Source organism: Streptomyces sp. SGAir0957 (assembly GCF_043523415.1).
Genome location: NZ_CP027293.1, coordinates 1,699,659 through 1,714,890, shown reverse-complemented (window position 1 = coordinate 1,714,890; position 15,232 = coordinate 1,699,659). Strand labels below are relative to the sequence as shown.

Below are 15,232 nucleotides of genomic sequence, written 5' to 3'. Positions count from 1 at the left end.
CCAGCCCCCCAGGGGCGCGGGGAACTGCGCGACCAGCCACGAACCGGCGCACAGTTCCCCACTTCCCGTCACTACGACGGCGCTCAGGCCAGGCCGGCCTTGCGCAGCGCATCCAACATCGCCGAGTTGGCGGGTGCGGGAGCGGGCCGCCCCTTGCCCCCACCCTGACCGCCGGAGGCACCCCGGTTCTGCCGGGACTTCTGCTGCGGCGGCCGCTGCCGCGCCCCGCGCTCACCCCGCTCCGCGCCGGACACCTTCTCATCGTCCAGACGCAGCGTCAGCGAGATCCGCTTGCGCGGCACGTCGACGTCCAGCACCTTCACCTTGACGATGTCCCCGGGCTTCACGACGTCGCGCGGGTCCTTCACGAACGTACGGGACAGGGCCGACACGTGCGCGAGCCCGTCCTGGTGGACGCCGATGTCGATGAACGCCCCGAACGCGGCGACGTTCGTCACGACACCCTCCAGGATCATCCCGGACTCCAGGTCGCCGATCTTCTCGACGCCCTCCTTGAAGGTGGCCGTCTTGAAGGCGGGCCGCGGGTCGCGCCCCGGCTTCTCCAGCTCCTTCAGGATGTCCGTCACGGTCGGAAGCCCGAACGTGTCGTCCACGTAGTCCGCCGGCCTGAGCGAGCGCAGCGTCCCCGCGTCGCCGATCAGCGACCCGACCTGGCCGCCCGTCGACTTCGCCATGCGCCGCACCAGCGGGTACGCCTCCGGGTGCACGGCCGAGGAGTCCAGCGGGTCGTCGCCCCCGCGGATGCGCAGGAAGCCCGCGCACTGCTCGTACGCCTTCGGGCCGAGCCGGGCGACGTCCTTGAGGCCCTTGCGGTTGGAGAACGGGCCGTTGGCGTCGCGGTGCGCCACGATGTTCTCCGCGAGGCCCGCGCCGATGCCGGACACGCGCGCGAGCAGCGGGGCGGAGGCGGTGTTGACGTCCACCCCGACCCCGTTCACACAGTCCTCGACCACCGCGTCCAGGGAGCGCGAGAGCTTCACCTCGGACAGGTCGTGCTGGTACTGGCCGACGCCGATCGACTTGGGGTCGATCTTCACCAGCTCGGCGAGCGGGTCCTGGAGGCGCCGGGCGATGGAGACGGCGCCGCGCAGCGACACGTCCATGTCGGGCAGCTCCTGCGACGCGAACGCCGACGCCGAGTACACCGAGGCGCCGGCCTCGCTCACCATCACCTTGGTGAGCTGCAACTCCGGGTGCTTGGTGATGAGTTCACCGGCGAGCTTGTCGGTCTCGCGGGACGCCGTGCCGTTGCCGATCGCGATCAGGTCGACCGCGTGCTCCTTGGAGAGCCGCGCGAGCTTGGCGATCGCCTCGTCCCAGCGGTTGGCCGGGACGTGCGGGTGGATGACGTCGGTCGCCACGACCTTGCCCGTCGCGTCGACGACGGCGACCTTCACGCCCGTACGGAAACCGGGATCGAGGCCCAGCGTCGCACGCGTGCCCGCGGGGGCGGCGAGCAGCAGGTCGCGCAGGTTCGCCGCGAAGACCTTGACGGCCTCGTCCTCGGCGGCCGTCCGCAGGCGCAGGCGCAGGTCGATGCCGAGGTGCACCAGGATGCGGGTGCGCCAGGCCCAGCGGACCGTGTCCGCGAGCCACTTGTCGGCGGGGCGCCCCTGATTCCGGATGCCGAACCGGCCGGCGATGATCGGCTCGTAGGAGGACGGGCCCTCCTCGACGGGCCCCTCGGGCTCCAGGACGAGTTCGAGCACGTCCTCCTTCTCGCCGCGCAGCATCGCGAGGACGCGGTGCGAGGGCAGCTCCTTGAAGGGTTCGGCGAAGTCGAAGTAGTCGGCGAACTTGGCGCCCGCCTCCTCCTTGCCGGACTTCACCTTCGCGGCGAGGCGCCCGCGCGTCCACATGCGCTCGCGCAGCTCGCCGATGAGGTCGGCGTCCTCGGAGAACCGCTCGGTGAGGATCGCGCGGGCGCCGTCGAGCGCGGCCTGCGGATCGGCGACGCCCTTGTCGGCGTCGACGAACGCCGCGGCGGCGGCGAGGGGCTCCACCGACGGGTCGTCGAACAGCCCGTCCGCCAGCGGTTCGAGGCCCGCCTCGCGCGCGATCTGCGCCTTCGTGCGCCGCTTCGGCTTGAACGGCAGGTAGATGTCCTCCAGGCGCGCCTTGGTGTCGGCGGCCCGGATCCGCGCCTCAAGGTCCTCGGTGAGCTTGCCCTGCTCGCGCACGGACTCCAGGATCGACGCGCGCCGCTCCTCCAGCTCGCGCAGGTACCGCAGGCGCTCCTCCAGGGTGCGCAGCTGGGCGTCGTCGAGGGACTCCGTCGCCTCCTTGCGGTAGCGGGCGATGAAGGGCACCGTCGAGCCGCCGTCAAGGAGCTCGACGGCGGCCTTCACCTGCCGCTCCCGTACGCCGAGTTCCTCGGCAATCCTGCCTTCGATGGACCCAACAGTGGGTGTCGCCACGATCCCGTACCGCCTATGTCGACTGAGGTTGCGCGGCAATTGTGGCAGGTGACGCCGGAAACGGGGGATCAAGGGCGGGCCCGGCGCGCTTCCGAGCCGTCGCTCGGGCGGTCCTGCCGATCAGGCGGTCCCGCGCTCAGGCGGTCTTGCCGATCAGGCGGTCCCGCGCTCAGGCGGTCTTGCCGATCAGGTCGGCCGGGAACGCCCCGTTGGTGAACGCCGCACCGGCGAACACGGTGGCGAGCTCGGTCAGGCGTGCCACGCCCTCCTCGCCGAGGTGCGCGTACGGGGCCCGGTCGAGGGCGTCCGTGCGCGCCTCCAGGGCCTTGCGCAGCTCCGCGCCCTCCTCGGTGAGCGTCAGCTCCTCGTCCTGGGTGAGCAGACCCCGCGCGCGCAGCCGCTCGGCGCCCTGGGCGAACTCCTCCGGGGTCCAGCCGCGCGTGGCGAGGATCCACTTCGGCGCCATGCCCTTGCCGGTCGCGACATGGCTGACAAGGGCTTCCACCGGGTCGAGCTCGGCGGCGATCAGCGCGGCGAGGTGCCCGTCGCCTCGGTACTCGCGCAGCAGCGCCGTCGCGTGCCACAACGCGAGGTGCGGCTCCTCGGGAACCGGCAGGTCGGCGTGGGCGGCGTACAGGGGGCGGGCGTGCCGTGTGCAGGCCTCGGCGGCGCGCAGGGCGAGCGTCGCGGCCTCGGCCATCTCGGGGGAGGCGACCGCCTCGTCACCGAGCAGGCGGCGCAGGGTGGAGTCGACGGCACGCGCGCGTGCGGCGAGGACCGTCTCGGGGGACGCGACCTGCCAGACGGCGGGCACGTGCCGGGCGACGAGTTCGTGCTTGAAGTTGTAGAAGGTGGAGGTCACCGTTCCGGCGCCGACGGCCCCCATGGCGGCGGAGCGGGCCGCGAAGTAGGCGGCGCTGCGGTCCTCGATGCCTTCCTTGGCCAGCTCCGTGTTCAGATCGGGCGAGAAGTAGAGCGTCGAGTGCAGCGAGTTCAGCATGTTGTGGCAGCGGCGGGCGGCGCGCGGGTCAGGGCTCATGCCCACATGTTACCGACCGGTTGGTACGCGGTGGGAATCCCGTGGGCCGCCGATGGCAGGAAAGGAGGGCTATTCGTCATTGTGGCCATGCGCGCGGGCGCCGAAGAATGAGGGACATGCCACCGACCGAGCCGCCGCCACCCCGCACCGGGCACACCGTGCTCGTGCTCCTCTACGACGCCGTGCAGAGCCTGGACGTCACGGGTCCCGTGGAGGTCTTCGCGGGTGCCACGCTCGCCCTCGGGCCCGACACCGCCGGATACCGCGTCCGCACGGCCTCGCTCGACGGCGCCCCCGTCCGCACGTCGAGCGGGCTGACCCTGGTCCCCGACCACGCCCTCGCCGACGCCCCGCGCCCGGACACGCTCCTGGTCCCCGGCGGACAGGGCACGCGCCGCCCCGATCCCCGTCTGATCGAGTGGCTGCGGGCGCACGCGCCGGACGCCGAACGCATCGTCTCCGTGTGTACGGGCGCGCTTCTCCTCGCCCGCGCGGGCCTGCTCGACGGCCGCAGGGCCACGACGCACTGGGCCTCCTGCGACCTCCTCGCCCGCGACCACCCCGAGGTCGACGTCGACCCGGACCCCATCTACGTACGCGACGGGAACGTGGCCACCTCGGCGGGTGTCACCGCGGGCATCGACCTCGCCCTCGCGCTCGTCGAGGAGGACCACGGCCGGGACGCCGCGCTGACCGTCGCCCGCCACCTGGTGGTGTTCCTGCGCCGCCCGGGCAATCAGGCCCAGTTCAGTGCCCAGCTCGCCGCCCAGACGGCCCGCCGGGACCCCCTGCGGGAGGTCCAGCGCTGGATCACCGAGCACCCGGGGGCCGACCTGTCCGTCGAGTCGATGGCGGCCCGCGCCCGCCTCTCGCCCCGCCACTTCGCCCGCGCCTTCCGCACGGAGACGGGCCTCACGCCCGGCCGCTACGTGGAACGCGTCCGCGTCGAACACGCCCGCCGCCTCCTGGAGGACACCTCCGACGGTGTCGAGGAGGTCGCCCGCGCCAGCGGCTACCGCACGCCCGAGGCCATGCGCCGCGCCTTCCTCAAGACCCTGGGCACACCGCCGGCGGAGTACCGCCGCCGCTTCCACGCCCCCGCCCGCTGACCCGTACCGCCCACTCCGAGAGGAACACCGTGCAGATCGCCGTAGTCCTGTACGACCGGTTCACCGCGCTCGACGCCGTCGGGCCCTACGAGACGCTCGGCCGCCTCCCGGACGCGGAGCTGGTCTTCGTCGCCGAGGAGAGCGGGCCCGTCCGCAGCGACACGGGCGCCCTCGCCCTCGTCGCGGACAGGACGCTCGCCCAGGTGCCGCACCCCGACATCGTCGTCGTCCCCGGCGGCCCCGGGCAGAGCGACCAGATGGCGAACGGGCCCCTCCTCGACTGGCTGCGCGCCGCCGACGCGACCAGCGCCTGGACGACCTCGGTCTGCACCGGCTCCCTGCTGCTCGCCGCGGCGGGCCTGCTCAAGGGGCGGCGCGCCACCTCGCACTGGCTGGCGCTCGACGCCCTGGCGGAGTTCGGCGCGCGGCCGACCGGCGAGCGCGTCGTCATCGAGGGCAAGTACGTGACCGCCGCCGGGGTGTCGTCCGGCATCGACATGGGCCTGACCCTGCTCGGCAGGATCGCGGGCGACGACCACGCGCAGGCCGTGCAGCTGCTGACCGAGTACGACCCGCAGCCGCCCTACGACGCGGGCGCACCGCACAAGGCGCCCGCGCACCTCGTCGAGGAGTTCCGCACGAAGAGCCGCTTCACCCTGACGTGACGGACGTGACGGACGGGGCCGGCGCACCGGACCCGGCCGGCACCGTCCACGCGAACCGCGGCGCCCTGCGCTCCAGGAACGCGGCGACGCCCTCCGCGGTGTCGCCGCTGCCGCGCGCCTGCCCGGCCCAGTACGCGTCCCGGTCGGTGCGGCCCGCCGCGAACTCCTTGGCCGCGGCCTGGGTGAGCTGCGAGCGCCCGGCGAGCACCTGCGTGAACTCCTCGACGCGCGCGTCAAGCCCGGCCGCGGGCAGGACCTCGTCGAGCAGACCGGTGCGCAGGGCTCGCTCGGTGCCGATCAACTCGCCCGAGAAGAGGAGGTACTTGGCGGTCGCCGGGCCGACGAGCGCGGCCAGGCGCCGGGTCGACGACGCCGGGTAGACGATGCCGAGCTTGGCCGGGGTCACCCCGAACCGGGCGTCCTCGGCGGCGAACCGCAGATCGCACGCGGCCGCCAGCTGGCAGCCGCCGCCCACGCAGAAGCCGCGGATCACCGCGAGGGTCGGCTTGGGGAACGCGGCGAGCGCCTCCTCCGCCGCGCCCGCCAGGTGCTGCGCGGCGCCCGCGCCCGAGGCGAGCGTGGAGATGTCGGCCCCCGCGCAGAAGGTGTCACCGGCGCCGGTCAGGACCAGGACCCGGACGGCGGGGTCCGCCGCGAGAGCGGTGAGCAGCGGCGGCAGGGCGGCCCACATCGGGTCGGTCATCGCGTTCCGCTTGGCGGGGTGGTCGATGACGACGGTGGCGATGCCGTCGGAGACGGTGTGCGTGAGCTGGGCCATGGGCCGGATGCTATCCGGCGCCTCCGCGGGGCGGACACGCACCGTGAACCTCGTACAACAAGCTGAAGAAGTCTCCAAAAGTCGAACAACAGAGACAAGATCAGTCGCTCAACCGACCCGGTGGCACGGCAGCAGCCAAAATGCGCCGATAATCGCCCAGTTCTGGTCAGTTCTCCGGTCCGGACCTGCCCGTTGCCAACACTCGAAGCGTGGTGACAATCGAGCGCAGAGGCGGCGACCGGACGATGAGTGACGACGGGTCGGGGGCCCGCGCACTCCCTCAGGACAGTGACGGAGCACCTCCCGGCTACGCGGCGGGCGGGCCGCTGCCGTACGAGGGGGTCTGGCGGTTCACCGCCCAGGCGGTCGACGCCTCGGTGCCGCAGGCCCGCCGGGCGGTGCGGGAACTGCTCGCGCGCCAGGGCGTGCCCGCGGGCGACGATCTGGTGCACGGGCTCCTTGTGATCGTCTCCGAGCTCGTCACCAACGCGGTGAAGCACGCGGCCCTGCTCTCGCCCATGCTGGCGGTGGAGGTCGCCGTCGGCGCGGAGTGGGTCCGGGTCTCCGTGGAGGACGACCACCCCTACCGCCCGACCGCCCTCGAGGCCACCAGCGGCCAGACCGGCGGGCGCGGCCTGCTGCTCGTCCGGGAGATCACGGCGGAGGCGGGCGGCGTCTGCGACGTCGAGCACACCGCGAACGGGGGCAAGGTGATCTGGGCCGCCCTGCCCCTCAAGCCCGCGCCCCCGCGCTGAGCGCTACCAGCCCGCCGACGGGCCCGTCAGCTCGCGGACGGCGGGGCGCGCCGCGTCGAGCACGGTCATGAACCACGACGAGAACGGGTCGGCGGCGTGCCGCGCGGCCAGCTCCTCCGCGGTCACGAACGCCGTCGCCCCGACCTCCTCCGCGTCGGGGGCGAGCGGTGCCTGCACCATCCCGACGAACAGGTGGTTGAACTCCTGCTCCACCAGGCCCGACTCGGGGTCGGGGTGGTTGTAGCGCACCGTGCCGGCCTCCGCCATCAGCGACGGCGAGACGCCCAGCTCCTCGAAGGTGCGCCGGGCGGCCGCGGCGAACGGGGCCTCGCCCGGGTACGGGTGCCCGCAGCAGGTGTTCGACCAGACGCCGGGGGAGTGGTACTTGCCGAGCGCCCGCTGCTGGAGCAGCAGCCGCCCCTGCTCGTCGAAGAGGAACACCGAGAACGCCCGGTGCAACCGGCCGGGGGGCTGGTGTGCCGCCAGCTTCTCCGCGGTGCCGATCGTCCTGCCGTCCTCGTCGACGAGTTCCAGCAAGATCTCTTCTCCGGTGCCGTTCGACGAGCTTTTCGCCGCGGTGGCAGGTGTGGTCGGCATACGCATCCTTCGCTTCGGTCCTCGGGTTCCAAGTCTGCCGTACGCGGCGGACAGTCCCCGACTCCACCACGTCCCGGAAGTCCCGCCCACGGTGCGGCCGGGCGGGACGAGGTCGAACGCGTTATCCGTACGAGGGAGTTCGCCCCGGCCGCGTTGACGTCCGGGCGGCTCGCCCGGTCAGTGGCAGAGCCGCGCCTCGTGCTCCGCGTGCCCGCTGGGCTCCAGCTGGAAGGTGCAGTGCTCGACGTCGAAGTGGTCACCGAGGCAGCCCTGCAGCTCGTGCAGCATCTTCTCGTTGCCGATCGTGCTGAGCACGTCCTGGCTGACGACCACGTGCGCGGAGAGCACCGGCATGCCCGAGGTGATCGTCCACGCGTGCAGGTCGTGGACGTCCTCGACGCCGGGCAACGCCAGGACGTGGCGGCGCACCTGCGCCATGTCGACGCCCTTGGGGGCCGCCTCGAGCAGCACGTTCAACGTCTCGCGCAGCAGCTTCACCGTCCGCGGGACGATCATGAGGCCGATGACGAGGGAGGCGATCGGGTCGGCCGCCTGCCAGCCGGTGGTCAGGATGACGACGGCCGAGATCAGCACCGCGAGCGAGCCGAGCGCGTCGGCCGCCACCTCCAGGAAGGCGCCCCGCACGTTCAGGCTCTCCTGCTGGCCCTTGACGAGCAGGGACAGCGAGATCATGTTCGCGACCAGGCCGATGAGGCCGTAGACGATCGTCAGGCCGCCCGCCGTCTGCGCCGGTTCCATGAAGCGCTGGATCGCCTCGTACAGGACGTAGCCGCCGACGCCGAGCAGGAGCAGGCAGTTGGCGAGCGCGGCGAGGATCTCGGCGCGCGCGTAGCCGAAGGTGCGCTGCTCGCTGGCCGGGCGGCCCGCGAAGTGGATGGCGAGCAGGGCCATCGCGAGGCCGAGCGCGTCCGTCGCCATGTGCGCGGCGTCGGCGATCAGGGCGAGGGAGTCGGCCAGGACACCGCCGACGATCTCCACCACCATCACGGTCAGCGTGATCGACAGCGCGATGCGCAGCCGCCCCTTGTGCGCGGCCGCGGCCGTGCCGGTCGTCGGCCCGTGGCTGTGCCCGTGGTCGTGTCCGGCCCCCATGGAAACCGCCCTCCGTATCGGTCCGCCGCACCGCCCCGGTCATGGGCGGCGATCACAGTGAACTACGGGGACGGGGTGTCCGCAAACACTGCAGTGAACACCGTTGTCATTCGCCCCGGCGCCGCTCTGACCTGCGTAAACGTGGCCGCTGTCGGGGCGGTCGCGGACGCGGGTCAGGGCGGCGCGATCCTCACGCGCCGGACGCCTCCGGGTGGCGCAGGCACCAGCCGGCCCAGGCCGACTCGACCATCTCGCGCACCGGGCGCGTGGCCGTCCAGCCCAGCTCCTTCTCGGCGAGCGCCGAGGAGCCGACCGCGCGCGGCGCGTCCCCCGGGCGGCGCGGCTCGACGACGGCGGGCGTGCGGTCCCCGGAGACGTCCGCGATCATGTCGACCAGCTCGCGCACGGAGACGCCGTGGCCGGTGCCGATGTTGAGGGTGAGGTCGCCGCCCGCGTCCGGCCGCGCCAGCCTGCGGGCCGCCGCGAGGTGCGCCTCGGCGAGGTCGGCGACGTGGATGTAGTCGCGTACGCACGTGCCGTCCGGCGTCGGATAGTCGTCGCCGAAGATCCGCGGGGCCTCGCCCCGGGTCAGCCGGTCGAAGACCATCGGGATCACGTTGTAGACGCCGATGTCGGCGAGGTGCGGCTCGCTCGCGCCCGCCACGTTGAAGTAGCGCAGGCAGACCGTCGCCATCCCGTGCGCGTGCCCGGCCGCCCGCACCAGCCACTCGCCCGCGAGCTTCGTCTCGCCGTACGGGTTCACAGGGGCGCACGGCGTCGACTCGGTGATGAGGTCGGCGGTGGGGATGTCCGGATTGCCGTAGACCGCCGCGGACGAGGAGAAGACGAAGCGGCGCACGCCCGCCTCCGCGACCGTCTCCAGGAGCGTGGCGAGCCCGCCCACGTTGTCCCGGTAGTACGGCTCGGGCCGCTCGACCGACTCGCCGACCTGCTTGTGCGCGGCGAGGTGCACGACCCCGCTCACCCCGTGCTCGGCGCAGGCCCGGCGCACCAGGTCGGCGTCGTAGGCCGACCCCCGCACGAGGGGGATCTCCGCGGGCAGCCGGTCGGGCACCCCCGACACCACGTTGTCCAGGACGACGACGCGCTCCCCGGCGGCCGTCATGGCCCGCGCCACATGTGCCCCGATGTATCCGGCTCCGCCGGTGATCAGCCATGTCATGACGCACCACCCTAAGCGGGACACCGCGGAAGGCGGGTTTGTGGCACGGGGCCTTGATCGTCAATGATGCACGGGCGGCCTGGACCGAGCAGTCCGCGTGGGACAGCGGCCGATCGGGGCGTGAACAGGCGGTGAACGGCCGCTTGGCTCCATCCGATAGCCTCTGCCGACATGCCGCCCGGCCACCCTGGGGCCTTGGGCGCCTCCATCGTGCATGAGCCCGGCGCGCTCGCGTCGGCACCCAAGGAGTGAGTTCGTCTGTCGACCGCCATTGTCACCGGTCAGCCGGTTCCCGGGTCGTCCCTGGAGGGCGATCTGCGGGCACTCGGCTTCGACGTTCGACTCGCCCCGGACCCGGCCGGCGCCGAAGCGGCGCTCGCCGGCGTCCCCGGCGACCAGCGGGTCGCGGTCGTCGACGCGGGCTTCGTGGGCCACGTCCACGCCCTGCGCCTCGGCCTCACCGACCCCCGCTTCACCGCGTCCGCGATCCCCGGCGCCGTCACCGCGAAGCCGGAGAGCCGCCAGGCACTGCGGCACGCGGTCGAGGAGACCGGGGTCGCCCCCGACGCCGTGGCCAAGAGCCTGGAGGCGGCCGGCACCGACGTGCACCGCCCCGAACTCGGTGAACTCGTCGCCGCCGTCCCCGCCGACCCGCAGGCCCGCAACGAGGCCCGGCAGGCCGTCGCCGCCGTCGACGACGAGGCGATCCGGCTGCGTACGGCGGTCAAGGCGCGGGACGGCTTCTTCACCACGTACTGCATCAGCCCCTACTCCCGCTACATCGCGCGCTGGTGCGCGCGGCGCGGTCTCACCCCGAACCAGGTCACCACCGCCTCGCTGCTCGTCGCCCTGATCGCGGCGGGCTGCGCGGCGACCGGCACCAGGCCCGGTTTCGTCGCCGCCGGTGTGCTGCTGCTCTTCTCCTTCGTCCTGGACTGCACCGACGGGCAGCTCGCCCGCTACTCGCTGCAGTACTCGACGCTCGGCGCCTGGCTCGACGCGACCTTCGACCGCGCCAAGGAGTACGCCTACTACGCGGGCCTCGCGCTCGGCGCCGCGAACGCGACCGGCGACGACGTATGGGCCCTGGCGCTCGGCGCGATGGTCCTCCAGACCTGCCGCCATGTCGTCGACTTCTCCTTCAACGAGGCGAACCACGACGCGACCGCCAACACCAGCCCCACCGCCGCCCTCTCCGACAAGCTCGACAGCGTCGGCTGGACGGTCTGGGTGCGCCGGATGATAGTCCTGCCGATCGGCGAACGCTGGGCGCTGATCGCGGTCCTCACAGCGGTGACCACGCCCCGCATCACCTTCGTCGTCCTGCTCGCCGGCTGCGCCCTCGCCGCCTGCTACACCACGGCCGGTCGCGTCCTGCGCTCGCTGACCCGCAAGGCGCGGCGCACCCCGCGCGCCGCCCAGGCCCTCGCCGACCTGGCCGACACCGGTCTCCTCGACGGCGCCACCATCCGCAAGCTGCGCGGCGGGGGCTACGCGGCTCCGCTGCTCGCCGCCGTCGCCGCCGCTCTCCTCGTCAGCGACGTGGCCGTCTCCGACTACGGGAACTGGGACTACTTCGGAGCGGCCTGCGCCTACGCGCTCCTGTCCTCCCTCGCCGTCTCCGGACCGCTCACCGGCCCGCTGGACTGGCTGGTCCCGCCGATCTTCCGCGCCGCCGAGTACGGAACCGTCCTCCTGATCGCCGCCAAGGCGGACGTGCAGGGGGCGCTTCCCGCGGCATTCGGGCTGGTGGCGGCGGTCGCCTACCATCACTACGACACGGTGTACCGCATCCGCGGCGGCACAGGAGCGCCCCCGCGCCGGCTCACGCAGGCCATCGGCGGGCACGACGGCAGGACCCTCCTGGTCACCTTGCTGGCCACGCTGCTCACACCGACAGATTTCACGCTCGCGCTCACGGTGCTCGCCGTGGTCGTGGCACTCGTGGTGCTCGCCGAGAGCATCCGCTTCTGGGTCGCCTCCGCCCGACGTGGGGCGCCCGCCGTACACGATGAAGGAGAACCCGCATGATCGGCCTCGTCCTGGCCGCCGGCGCCGGCAGCCGGCTTCGCCCCTACACCGAGACGCTCCCCAAGGCGCTCGTGCCCGTCGCGGGCGAGGGAACCGAGAACGAGCTCTCCGTCCTCGACCTCACCCTCAAGAACTTCGCCGAGATCGGCCTCGAGGAGGTCGGCATCATCGTCGGCTACCGCAAGGAGGTCGTCGCCGAGCGCAAGGCCGCCCTGGAGGAGAAGTACGGCCTGAAGCTGACGCTCATCGAGAACGACATCGCCGAGAAGTGGAACAACGCCTACTCGCTGTGGTGCGGCCGTGACGCCATCAAGCACTCGGTGATCCTCGCCAACGGCGACACCGTGCACCCCGTCTCCGTGGAGAAGACGCTGCTCGCCGCCCGCGGCGACGGCAAGAAGATCATCCTCGCCCTCGACACGGTCAAGGACCTCGGCGAGGAGGAGATGAAGGTCGTCGTCGACCCCGCCAAGGGCGTCCAGAAGATCACGAAGCTGATGGACCCGGCCGAGGCGACCGGCGAGTACATCGGTGTCACCCTCATCGAGGGCGAGGCCGCCGACGAGCTGGCCGACGCCCTCAAGGCCACCTACGAGCGCGACCCGCAGCTCTACTACGAGGACGGCTACCAGGAGCTCGTCAACCGTGGCTTCAAGGTCGACGTCGCCCCCATCGGCGACGTGAAGTGGGTCGAGATCGACAACCACGACGACCTCGCCAAGGCCCGGGAGATCGCGTGCCAGTACTGACGAGGCTGATTCCCTCGCCGGTCGTCGTCGACATCCGGCCGGGGGCGCTCAACGACCTGGCCGGGGTCCTCGCCGACCAGAGGATCTCGTCGTCCACGGGGCGCCTGGCCATCGCGATCAGCGGTGGCTCGGGCGCAGCCCTGCGCGCCCGCCTGGAGCCCTCGCTGCCCCGCGCCGACTGGTTCGAGGTCGGCGGCGGCACCCTCGACGACGCCGTGCAGCTCGCCGACGACGTCAAGAAGGCCGGCCGCTACGACGCCATCGTCGGCCTCGGCGGCGGCAAGATCATCGACTGCGGGAAGTTCGCCGCGGCGCGCGTGGGCCTGCCGCTGGTCGCCGTCGCGACGAACCTGTCGCACGACGGCCTCTGCTCGCCCGTGGCGACCCTCGACAACGACGCGGGCCGCGGCTCGTACGGCGTGCCGAACCCCATCGCGGTCGTCATCGACCTCGACGTCATCCGGGAGGCGCCCGTCCGTTTCGTGCGCTCCGGCATCGGCGACGCCGTGTCGAACATCTCCGCTATCCGGGACTGGGAGCTGGCCGCGCGCGAGCGCGGCGAGGACATCGACGGCCTCGCGGCCGCCATGGCCCGCCAGGCCGGCGAGGCCGTCCTGCGCCACCCCGGCGGCGTCGGCGACGACGGCTTCCTCCAGGTCCTCGCCGAAGGGCTCGTGCTGACCGGCATCGCCATGTCGATCTCCGGTGACTCGCGGCCCGCCTCCGGCGCCTGCCACGAGATCAACCACGCCTTCGACCTCCTCTACCCCAAGCGCGCCGCCAGCCACGGCGAGCAGTGCGGCCTCGGCGCGGCCTTCGCGATGCACCTGCGCGGTGCCCGCGAGGAGTCCCGCCACATGGCCTCCGTGCTGCGCCGCCACGGCCTGCCCGTGCTGCCCGAGGAGATCGGCTTCACGGTGGAGGAGTTCGTCAAGGTCGTGGAGTTCGCTCCGCAGACCCGGCCCGGCCGCTACACGATCCTCGAACACCTCGACCTCACCACCGACCAGATCAGGGACGCATACGCCGACTATGCACAAGCCATCGGTAGCTGAGCTCCGCCCGGTCGTCCACCCCGCCGGGGTGAAGGACCGACGCAGCGGCGAGCACTGGGGCGGACGGCTCTACATGCGCGAGATCTCGCTGCGCATAGACCGCCACCTGGTGAACACCAAGGTCACGCCCAACCAGTTGACCTACCTGATGACCGTCTGCGGCGTCCTCGCGGCCCCCGCCCTGCTCGTGCCGGGCATCTGGGGCGCCGTCCTCGCCGTCGTCGCGGTCCAGCTGTACCTGCTGCTCGACTGCGTCGACGGCGAGATCGCCCGCTGGCGCAAGCAGTACTCGCTGACCGGCGTCTGGATGGACCGGGTCGGCGCGTACCTCACCGACGCCGCCGTCCTCGTCGGCTTCGGCCTGCGCGCCGCCGACCTGTTCGGCACGGGCCGGATCGACTGGCTGTGGGCCTTCCTCGGCACGCTCGCCGCGCTCGGCGCCATCCTCATCAAGGCCGAGACCGACCTCGTCGCCGTGGCCCGCGCGCAGAGCGGCAAGGAGCAGGTCAAGGAGGCCGCCTCCGAGATCCGCGCCTCCGGCATGGCGCTCGCCCGCCGGGCCGCGTCCGCGCTCAAGTTCCACCGGCTCATCCTCGGCATCGAGGCGAGCCTGCTGATCCTGGTCCTCGCGATCGTGGACCAGATCCGGGGCGACCTGTTCTTCACCCGCCTCGGCGTGGCCGTCCTCGCGGGCATCGCGCTCCTGCAGACGCTGCTGCACCTCGTGTCCATCCTCGCGTCGAGCAGGCTGAAGTGAGCACCCCCAAGCGGCAGGCAGGGCCCGCCAGGGTCGGCGCGGTGATCATCACCATGGGCAACCGCCCCGCCGAGCTGCGCGCCCTCCTCGACTCGGTCGCCAAGCAGGACGGCGACCCGGTCGAGGTGGTCGTGGTCGGCAACGGCTCACCGGTCCCGGACGTCCCCGCGGGCGTACGGACCGTGGAGCTGCCCGAGAACCTCGGCATCCCGGGCGGGCGCAACGTCGGCATCGAGGCGTTCGGCCCCTCCGGGTCCGACGTCGACATCCTGCTCTTCCTCGACGACGACGGCCTCCTGCCGCTGACCGACACGGCCGAGCTGTGCCGCGAGGCGTTCGCCGCCGACCCGAAGCTCGGCATCATCAGCTTCCGCATCGCCGACCCGGACACCGGCGAGACCCAGCGCCGCCACGTGCCCAGGCTGCGCGCCGCCGACCCGATGCGCTCCTCGCGGGTGACCACGTTCCTGGGCGGTGCCAACGCCGTGCGTACGCGGGTGATCGCGGAGGTCGGCCCGCTGCCCGAGTCCTTCTTCTACGCCCACGAGGAGACCGACCTCGCGTGGCGGGCCCTCGACGCGGGCTGGATGATCGACTACCGCGCCGACATGGTCCTGAACCACCCGACCACGGCGCCCTCCCGGCACGCGGTCTACCACCGCATGGTGGCCCGCAACCGCGTCTGGCTCGCCCGCCGCAACCTGCCCGCGCCCCTGGTCCCCGTGTACCTCGGCGTGTGGCTGCTCCTCACCCTCGTCCGCCGCCCCTCGGGCCCCGCCCTCAAGGCGTGGTTCGGCGGGTTCAAGGAGGGCTGGACGTCGCCCTGCGGCCCCAGGCGTCCCATGAAGTGGCGTACGGTGTGGCGGCTGACCCGACTGGGCCGGCCACCTGTCATCTGACAAGCTCGAGTCTGAGAGCATGCGGCGCAACGCGGGCCGCAGCTCTTCCCCCCGCCCGACCAGG

General features: G+C 72.6%; 14 protein-coding genes. 8 read left to right on the top strand and 6 right to left on the bottom strand.

All coding sequences use genetic code 11. The features are described 5' to 3' along the window. Positions 1-83: 83 nt before the first annotated feature. Together C1N81_RS12865 and C1N81_RS12860 are read right to left on the bottom strand one after the other, a co-directional pair. A complete protein-coding gene (locus C1N81_RS12865) occupies positions 84-2,438 on the bottom strand; it encodes a Tex family protein (RefSeq protein WP_394428930.1) in 2,355 nt (784 codons plus the stop codon). 169 nt (positions 2,439-2,607) lie between these two features. Further along, on the bottom strand, positions 2,608-3,477 hold the full coding sequence (locus tag C1N81_RS12860; RefSeq protein ID WP_394428929.1) for an SCO6745 family protein: 870 nt from the start codon (positions 3,475-3,477) through the stop codon (positions 2,608-2,610). A gap of 107 nt (positions 3,478-3,584) precedes the next feature. Here C1N81_RS12860 and C1N81_RS12855 point away from each other — a divergent pair, with 107 nt between their 5' ends. Together C1N81_RS12855 and C1N81_RS12850 are read left to right on the top strand one after the other, a co-directional pair. Continuing rightward, positions 3,585-4,586 carry a GlxA family transcriptional regulator gene (locus tag C1N81_RS12855; RefSeq protein ID WP_394428928.1) on the top strand — a complete coding sequence of 334 codons (1,002 nt, stop codon included), beginning with the start codon at positions 3,585-3,587 and terminating at the stop codon, positions 4,584-4,586. Positions 4,587-4,615: 29 nt separating this feature from the next. After that, entirely contained in the window at positions 4,616-5,251 is a 636-nt protein-coding gene (locus C1N81_RS12850; protein ID WP_394428927.1) for a DJ-1/PfpI family protein, read from the top strand. Here the strand turns inward: C1N81_RS12850 and C1N81_RS12845 are convergent. Further along, on the bottom strand, positions 5,238-6,029 hold the full coding sequence (locus tag C1N81_RS12845) for an enoyl-CoA hydratase/isomerase family protein (protein ID WP_394428926.1): 792 nt from the start codon (positions 6,027-6,029) through the stop codon (positions 5,238-5,240). The two genes, C1N81_RS12850 and C1N81_RS12845, sit on opposite strands and share 14 nt — an antisense overlap. Positions 6,030-6,238: 209 nt before the next feature. Here C1N81_RS12845 and C1N81_RS12840 point away from each other — a divergent pair, with 209 nt between their 5' ends. Continuing rightward, positions 6,239-6,784 (top strand): ATP-binding protein, encoded by a 546-nt coding sequence (locus C1N81_RS12840; protein ID WP_394428925.1) that lies wholly within the window; start codon positions 6,239-6,241, stop codon positions 6,782-6,784. A 3-nt stretch (positions 6,785-6,787) separates the two neighbouring features. Here the strand turns inward: C1N81_RS12840 and idi are convergent, their stop codons facing one another. From idi to galE, 3 genes are all read right to left on the bottom strand, one after another. Next, on the bottom strand, positions 6,788-7,381 hold the full coding sequence (gene idi, locus C1N81_RS12835) for an isopentenyl-diphosphate Delta-isomerase (RefSeq protein WP_394428924.1): 594 nt from the start codon (positions 7,379-7,381) through the stop codon (positions 6,788-6,790). A 177-nt stretch (positions 7,382-7,558) separates the two neighbouring features. After that, positions 7,559-8,494 (bottom strand): cation diffusion facilitator family transporter, encoded by a 936-nt coding sequence (locus tag C1N81_RS12830; RefSeq protein ID WP_394428923.1) that lies wholly within the window; start codon positions 8,492-8,494, stop codon positions 7,559-7,561. A gap of 190 nt (positions 8,495-8,684) precedes the next feature. Continuing rightward, positions 8,685-9,677: a UDP-glucose 4-epimerase GalE gene (galE, locus tag C1N81_RS12825; protein WP_394428922.1), complete on the bottom strand. Its 993-nt coding sequence runs from the start codon at positions 9,675-9,677 to the stop codon at positions 8,685-8,687. A gap of 258 nt (positions 9,678-9,935) precedes the next feature. On the opposite strand from galE, the gene C1N81_RS12820 reads away from it, so the two are divergent. The 5 genes from C1N81_RS12820 to C1N81_RS12800 are packed head-to-tail and all read left to right on the top strand — an operon-like array spanning position 9,936 to position 15,168. Then, complete coding sequence (locus tag C1N81_RS12820; RefSeq protein WP_394437908.1) at positions 9,936-11,708, top strand: DUF5941 domain-containing protein; 1,773 nt, start codon at positions 9,936-9,938, stop codon at positions 11,706-11,708. Beyond that, complete coding sequence (locus C1N81_RS12815) at positions 11,705-12,457, top strand: phosphocholine cytidylyltransferase family protein (protein ID WP_394428921.1); 753 nt, start codon at positions 11,705-11,707, stop codon at positions 12,455-12,457. The genes C1N81_RS12820 and C1N81_RS12815 overlap by 4 nt, the downstream gene beginning before the upstream one ends. Further along, complete coding sequence (locus C1N81_RS12810; protein WP_394428920.1) at positions 12,445-13,512, top strand: iron-containing alcohol dehydrogenase family protein; 1,068 nt, start codon at positions 12,445-12,447, stop codon at positions 13,510-13,512. The genes C1N81_RS12815 and C1N81_RS12810 overlap by 13 nt, the downstream gene beginning before the upstream one ends. Continuing rightward, a complete protein-coding gene (locus C1N81_RS12805; RefSeq protein WP_394428919.1) occupies positions 13,490-14,269 on the top strand; it encodes a CDP-alcohol phosphatidyltransferase family protein in 780 nt (259 codons plus the stop codon). Before C1N81_RS12810 ends, C1N81_RS12805 begins: the two co-directional genes overlap by 23 nt. Positions 14,270-14,322: 53 nt before the next feature. Next, on the top strand, positions 14,323-15,168 hold the full coding sequence (locus C1N81_RS12800) for a glycosyltransferase family 2 protein (protein ID WP_394437906.1): 846 nt from the start codon (positions 14,323-14,325) through the stop codon (positions 15,166-15,168). The last annotated feature ends 64 nt before the right edge of the window (positions 15,169-15,232 follow it).

Excerpts from the sequence above, each read along its gene's own strand:
- C1N81_RS12800 (WP_394437906.1), top strand. The coding sequence starts at position 14,323 with ATGGGCAACCGCCCCGCCGAGCTGCGCGCCCTCCTCGACTCGGTCGCC.
- C1N81_RS12845 (WP_394428926.1), bottom strand. The coding sequence starts at position 6,029 with ATGGCCCAGCTCACGCACACCGTCTCCGACGGCATCGCCACCGTCGTC.
- idi (WP_394428924.1), bottom strand. The coding sequence starts at position 7,381 with ATGCCGACCACACCTGCCACCGCGGCGAAAAGCTCGTCGAACGGCACC.
- galE (WP_394428922.1), bottom strand. The coding sequence starts at position 9,677 with ATGACATGGCTGATCACCGGCGGAGCCGGATACATCGGGGCACATGTG.
- C1N81_RS12855 (WP_394428928.1), top strand. The coding sequence starts at position 3,585 with ATGAGGGACATGCCACCGACCGAGCCGCCGCCACCCCGCACCGGGCAC.
- C1N81_RS12805 (WP_394428919.1), top strand. The coding sequence starts at position 13,490 with ATGCACAAGCCATCGGTAGCTGAGCTCCGCCCGGTCGTCCACCCCGCC.
- C1N81_RS12830 (WP_394428923.1), bottom strand. The coding sequence starts at position 8,494 with ATGGGGGCCGGACACGACCACGGGCACAGCCACGGGCCGACGACCGGC.
- C1N81_RS12815 (WP_394428921.1), top strand. The coding sequence starts at position 11,705 with ATGATCGGCCTCGTCCTGGCCGCCGGCGCCGGCAGCCGGCTTCGCCCC.
- C1N81_RS12860 (WP_394428929.1), bottom strand. The coding sequence starts at position 3,477 with ATGAGCCCTGACCCGCGCGCCGCCCGCCGCTGCCACAACATGCTGAAC.